The organism is Peribacillus sp. SIMBA_075 (assembly GCF_046534585.1).
In genome coordinates, this window is sequence record NZ_JAWRYN010000215.1 from 1 (window position 1) to 362 (window position 362).

The window sequence follows — 362 nt, forward strand, 5'->3', positions numbered from 1 at the left end:
CTATATCTTCCCTTTTTTAATACATTATCATTCAAGAAAATATGTCATTACATGATATATGTCCATATCAAACGATAGCTCATTTGCATATTGTATGTTGTATCTTAAAATAAAAGGAGGAAATAACAATGGGCTTCGCACATGGTAATGGATTCGCGCTATTAGTCGTATTATTTATCCTCTTAATCATCGTCGGTGCTGCTTGCTTCTGCTAAGTAGTTATCGTCATATGATATGTGGATGAAAAAACTATAAAAGCGGACACCTATTTTTAGGTGTCCGCTTTTCACTTCAAAAATCTCCTAACCTATTACCAAATAGTACCACTAGGAAAATATTTTACATCAAAAAGTTAGCAGTGT

The 362-nt window shown here is 32.9% G+C and carries 1 protein-coding gene; it reads left to right on the forward strand.

Features of this window, described 5'->3' with window-relative positions:
* Positions 1 to 128: 128 nt before the first annotated feature.
* Positions 129 to 215, forward strand: coding sequence for a YjcZ family sporulation protein (locus SB775_RS27915; protein ID WP_000505094.1), 87 nt, complete (start codon positions 129 to 131; stop codon positions 213 to 215).
* Positions 216 to 362: the final 147 nt, after the last annotated feature.